This window comes from Streptomyces otsuchiensis (assembly GCF_004305975.1).
Lineage (GTDB): Bacteria > Actinomycetota > Actinomycetes > Streptomycetales > Streptomycetaceae > Streptomyces > Streptomyces otsuchiensis.
This window is the reverse complement of the sequence record NZ_BHZI01000396.1, coordinates 1-4,110: the sequence shown is the minus strand read 5'-3', so window position 1 is coordinate 4,110 and position 4,110 is coordinate 1. Positions and strand designations below refer to the sequence as shown.

Genomic DNA, 4,110 nt, shown 5'->3' with positions numbered 1-4,110 from the left:
TGCGGGGGGAGGGTAAAGTTGATAAAAAAAACCCGCCGGGGGGGGGGGGCGGGGGGGGGCACCCGCCGTCAGGCGAGCCGGTACACCGAGTCCTTCAGGGAGCGGACCTTCTCGTAGCCGGCTTCGAGGACCGCTTCGTCCGGCGCGGTGAGGAAGACCCGCATCGAGCTGGTCAGCAGATCGGCGGTGGGCGTGATCCGGGCGCCGGGCGCGTGCTTGACCGTCGCCGAGAGGACGCTCTCCAGGGAGCGGATCTCCGCCACGGCCGTCTCGTCGACGGACGCCACGACGCCGTCGAGTTCGGTCGGGGTGTTGTAGACGATGGCGGGCTGCCGCCGGGTGTACGTCCGGCCGCCGTACCGAGAGCGGAACTCCTCCGGCCCGGTGTACGCCTGGGCGGTGAGCGCCGCCTGGTTGTGCCCGAGGCAGACGTCGTGGAACGGCGCGCTCAGGTTGCCGTTGAGGCGGGTGCCGACCTCGACCAGGACCGGGCCCTGGTCGGTGACGATGATCTCGGCGTGGGCCGGCCCCCAGGCGATGCCGAGCGCCGCGAGGACCTGGTCCGCGTAGGCGGTCAGCTCGGCGGCGACCGGGTCGGTGGCGGCGTCCACGAGCAGGTCGCGGTTGTAGATGTTCTTGCCGTTGGGCAGCAGCGTCTTCTCGTACTCCCAGATGCCGCACACGTAGCGGGAGCCGCCGCAGCTGACCGTGTCGACGATGTACTCGGTGCCCCTGAGGTAGGACTGCACCAGGATCTCGGAGTTGGCCGCGCCGAACATGTTCGGGGAGGCCAGGACGGTGCGGGCGGCGGCGCGGACCGCGTCGGGCCCGTCGCAGACGGACACCCCGTCGGAGGCGGCGGAGCTGAGCGGCTTGACCACGACCGGGTACTCGCCGTGCTCCTCCGCCCAGGCCACGGCCGCGTCCGGCTCGGCGGTCTTCAGCTGCCGGGCGCAACGGACCCCGGCACGCCGGAGCGTCTCGATCATCTCGTACTTGTCCCGGCGGGCGGCGGACAGCGCCGAGCCGTTGCCGGGGACGCCGACCGCCTCGCTGAGCCGGTCGGCGAGCGGGACGGCGGACTCCTGGCCGGCGATGACGCACACCGGGTCGAGGGTGCGCAGCAGCGCGGCGAGGACGCTCTCGTCGGAGCTGGTGATGTTGGCCCGGTAGGCCCCGAGGTCGGGCGGCGCCATGGCGGGCATCAGCTCGGGCGTGCTCTGCACATGGACGACGTCGGCGCCTTGGGCGGCGAAGGCCGCGGGGTAGAAGTTGCCGGCCGAGTAGCCGTCGACCACGACGGCTACGGGGCGGCCTGGGGCCGGGTTGCCGGTCATGAGCGGGCCTCCTCGGTGGGCAGCAGCGCGGACACGGTGTCGCGGGCGGGGTCCGGCGCGAGGTCGCGGTCCGGTCCGGTCTCGGCCCGCACGAAACGCGCCAGCCGGGAGACGCCCTCGCGGATCGCCTCGGGGGTGAGGTTGCTGAAGCCCAGCCGCAGGGCGCGTTCGCCGCCGCCGTGCAGGTGGAACATGCGCATCGGCGCCCAGCTCACCCCGTGGTCGCGTGCCGACCGCTCCATGGCGGACAGGTCGGCCTCGAAGGGCACCTCGACGACCAGGAAGAAGCCGCCGCGCGGGTGGTTCCACCGGACCTCGTGCTCGGCGTACCGCTCGGGCGGGAAGTGAGTGGCGAGCGCGTCCAGCGTGGCGGCGAGCCGCTCCCGGTAGACGGCGGCCAGGTCGCGGGTGGCCGACCGCAGGTCGTAGCCGGTCTCGACCAGGATGCCGCCGATGGCGGCCTGGGAGAGGGAGGAGGAGCCGACCGAGTACATCGCCTTGGCCTTGGAGAGTTCCTCGGCGAGGGTGCGCCGGGTGCCGTCCTCGGCGACCACCGCGCGGTCGCCGACGAGGTAGCCCAGCCGGGCCCCGGGGAAGGCGGACTTGGCGAACGAACCGAGGTAGATGACATCGCCGCGGTCGTCCAGCGCCTTCAGGGTGGGCAGCCGCTCCGCGTCGCTCGCGAAGAGTCCGTACGGGTTGTCCTCCAGGATGGTCAGCCCTTCCTCGGCGGCGAGGGCGAGCAGCCGCCGGCGGGCCTCCAACGGGACGACGGTGCCTGAGGGGTTGGAGAAGTCGGGGACCAGGTAGAGCGCGGTGGGGCGCTTTCCTTCGGCGCGCACGGCGCGCACGGCGGCGGCGACCGCGTCGGGCTCCAGTCCCTGGGGGCCTTCGGTGATCCCGCGTACCTCGATGTCCAGCATGCGCGCGGCGCCCCGGATGCCGACGTACGCCGGGGAGACGGACAGCAGCACGTCGTCGGGTGACCGGAACAGCCCGCGGAGGGCGATGAGCGCGGCCTCCTGGAAGCCGTGCGTGATCATGATGGCCTCGGGGGCGACGTCGATGTCCTCGTCCCGGGCGAGCATGCGGGCGACCTCGTCGCGGATGAAGCCGTTGACCGGGCCGTACTGGAAGAGGAGCCGGGTGACGCGCTCCTCCGGGACCCCCTGCTCCCGCAGGTGCGCCAGGTAGCGGTCGATGTGCCGGGAGAGGTCGGCCAGGTCGTGGTTGCCGTCGTACGGAGCCCCGGACGAGAACGACAGGGCGCTGGGGAACCGCATCGCCGTCTCGCTGAGCAGGCGCATCGAGTCCATGCCGGGGTCGACGATGCCGGCGTGCAGGCTCTCGCGGCGCAGCGGCAGCGGGGGCCCGGGCGGGGCGGGCGGAGCGGTTGTCATGGATGTGTCAGATCGCACGGCAGGGTGATCCTCTCGGAAGAGCGCGGGTCGGAGTGCGGCGACGGAGGGGACGGGCGCGCCGGTGGCGGGGTGCGGTCCCGGGGTCAGGCGGCGGACGACTTCGCCGCGAGCCAGGCGCCCTTGCCGGGCGCCCAGTCCCGGACGCTGACGCGGGCGACGATGCCGCCGCGGACGTAGGGCTCGGCGTCCAGGATCTCCTGGAGGCGGTCGCGGTCCTCGGCCTCGTAGACCAGGAGGCCGCCGTTGAGGTCCCGCAGGGGGCCGGCGAGCAGCAGCACACCGTCGTCGGTGAGGGTGCGCAGATACTCGGTGTGGGCGCGGTGCAGGGGCTCCCGGCCCGCGCGGTCGACGTTGTACTCGAACTCGACGACATAGGTCGCCATGGCTGCCTCCTGGGAGCGGGCCCCGGGGCGGTCCCGGGTACGAGTGGCACGGGCTCGGTGGTGCGCGGTGGCGACGCGGGGGCCGGTCGCGACGCGGGGTGACGGTGTCGGTCGCGAGGGCCCGCGCGGGGCTCACATGTAGAGGCCGCCGTTGATGTCGATCACGGAGCCGGTGGAGTAGCCGGCGCTCTCCGAGCAGAGGTGGAGCACGCTGCCGACCGCCTCCTCGACGGTGCCCATCCGGTGCATCGGCAGCCTCGCCAGCACTGCCTCCTTCTGCGCCGGGTCGCGACGCTCCCACGCTCCGGCGACCCGCTCGGTCGCGATCGGGCCGTGCGCCACGACGTTGAGCACGACGCCGGTGGGGGCCAGCTCGTACGCCATCTGCTTGGTCATACCGACGACGGCGGCCTTGGCGGCCACATAGGCGGCGTTGTTGAAGTGGCTGTAGGTACGGCCGCCGGCCGAGGCGAAGTTGACGATGCGGCCGTAGCCGTCGGCGGCCATCCGCGGGGCACAGACCTTCACCGCGATCCAGCTGCTGCTGACGTTCTCCAGGAAGGACTGCTCGAAGTGGTCGGCGGTCAGGTCGGCGTAGCTGATCACCCGGGTGTCGCCACCGACACCGTTGACCAGGATCGAGGGGGCGAACCGGTCGACGATGTCGTTCAGCTGACGTTCGGCGGCCGGGAGGTCGGTGATGTCACCGACGACGGCCTCGACCTTGGTGAGCGAGCCCAGCTCCGCGGCGAGCCGGTCGAGTGCGGTCTGGTCCCGGTCGTAGAGGACCAGCGTGTGGCCTTCCTCGGCGAGTTGGCGCGAGACCTCCCGGAGGATGCCTCCGGCGGCTCCGATCAGCAGGGCGGTGCGCGGGGTGGTGGGGGCGACGGGCATGGGTGATCACCTTGTCTCTGAGAGGAGCTTCCGGTTCTTCCCGGGGGATGTGGGGGCGGTGAGGCGGTGAGGCGG

General features: G+C 72.6%; 4 protein-coding genes. All 4 read right to left on the bottom strand.

The window, feature by feature from the left end; genetic code table 11:
- Window positions 1-68 precede the first annotated feature (68 nt).
- Window positions 69-1,337 (bottom strand): ATP-grasp domain-containing protein, encoded by a 1,269-nt coding sequence (locus E0D90_RS24205; protein WP_130800083.1) that lies wholly within the window; start codon window positions 1,335-1,337, stop codon window positions 69-71.
- Window positions 1,334-2,737 (bottom strand): aminotransferase-like domain-containing protein, encoded by a 1,404-nt coding sequence (locus tag E0D90_RS24200; RefSeq protein ID WP_130800082.1) that lies wholly within the window; start codon window positions 2,735-2,737, stop codon window positions 1,334-1,336. Before E0D90_RS24200 ends, E0D90_RS24205 begins: the two co-directional genes overlap by 4 nt.
- Before the next feature lie 104 nt (window positions 2,738-2,841).
- Window positions 2,842-3,141, bottom strand: a complete 300-nt coding sequence (locus E0D90_RS24195; RefSeq protein WP_103502559.1) for a YciI family protein — start codon at window positions 3,139-3,141, stop codon at window positions 2,842-2,844.
- A 132-nt stretch (window positions 3,142-3,273) separates the two neighbouring features.
- Entirely contained in the window at window positions 3,274-4,035 is a 762-nt protein-coding gene (locus tag E0D90_RS24190) for an SDR family NAD(P)-dependent oxidoreductase (RefSeq protein ID WP_103502558.1), read from the bottom strand.
- Between the last annotated feature and the right edge of the window lie 75 nt (window positions 4,036-4,110).

Bases quoted from the DNA above. Each gene is read 5' to 3' on its own strand.
- E0D90_RS24205 (WP_130800083.1), bottom strand. From the start codon at position 1,337: ATGACCGGCAACCCGGCCCCAGGCCGCCCCGTAGCCGTCGTGGTCGAC.
- E0D90_RS24200 (WP_130800082.1), bottom strand. From the start codon at position 2,737: ATGACAACCGCTCCGCCCGCCCCGCCCGGGCCCCCGCTGCCGCTGCGC.
- E0D90_RS24195 (WP_103502559.1), bottom strand. From the start codon at position 3,141: ATGGCGACCTATGTCGTCGAGTTCGAGTACAACGTCGACCGCGCGGGC.
- E0D90_RS24190 (WP_103502558.1), bottom strand. From the start codon at position 4,035: ATGCCCGTCGCCCCCACCACCCCGCGCACCGCCCTGCTGATCGGAGCC.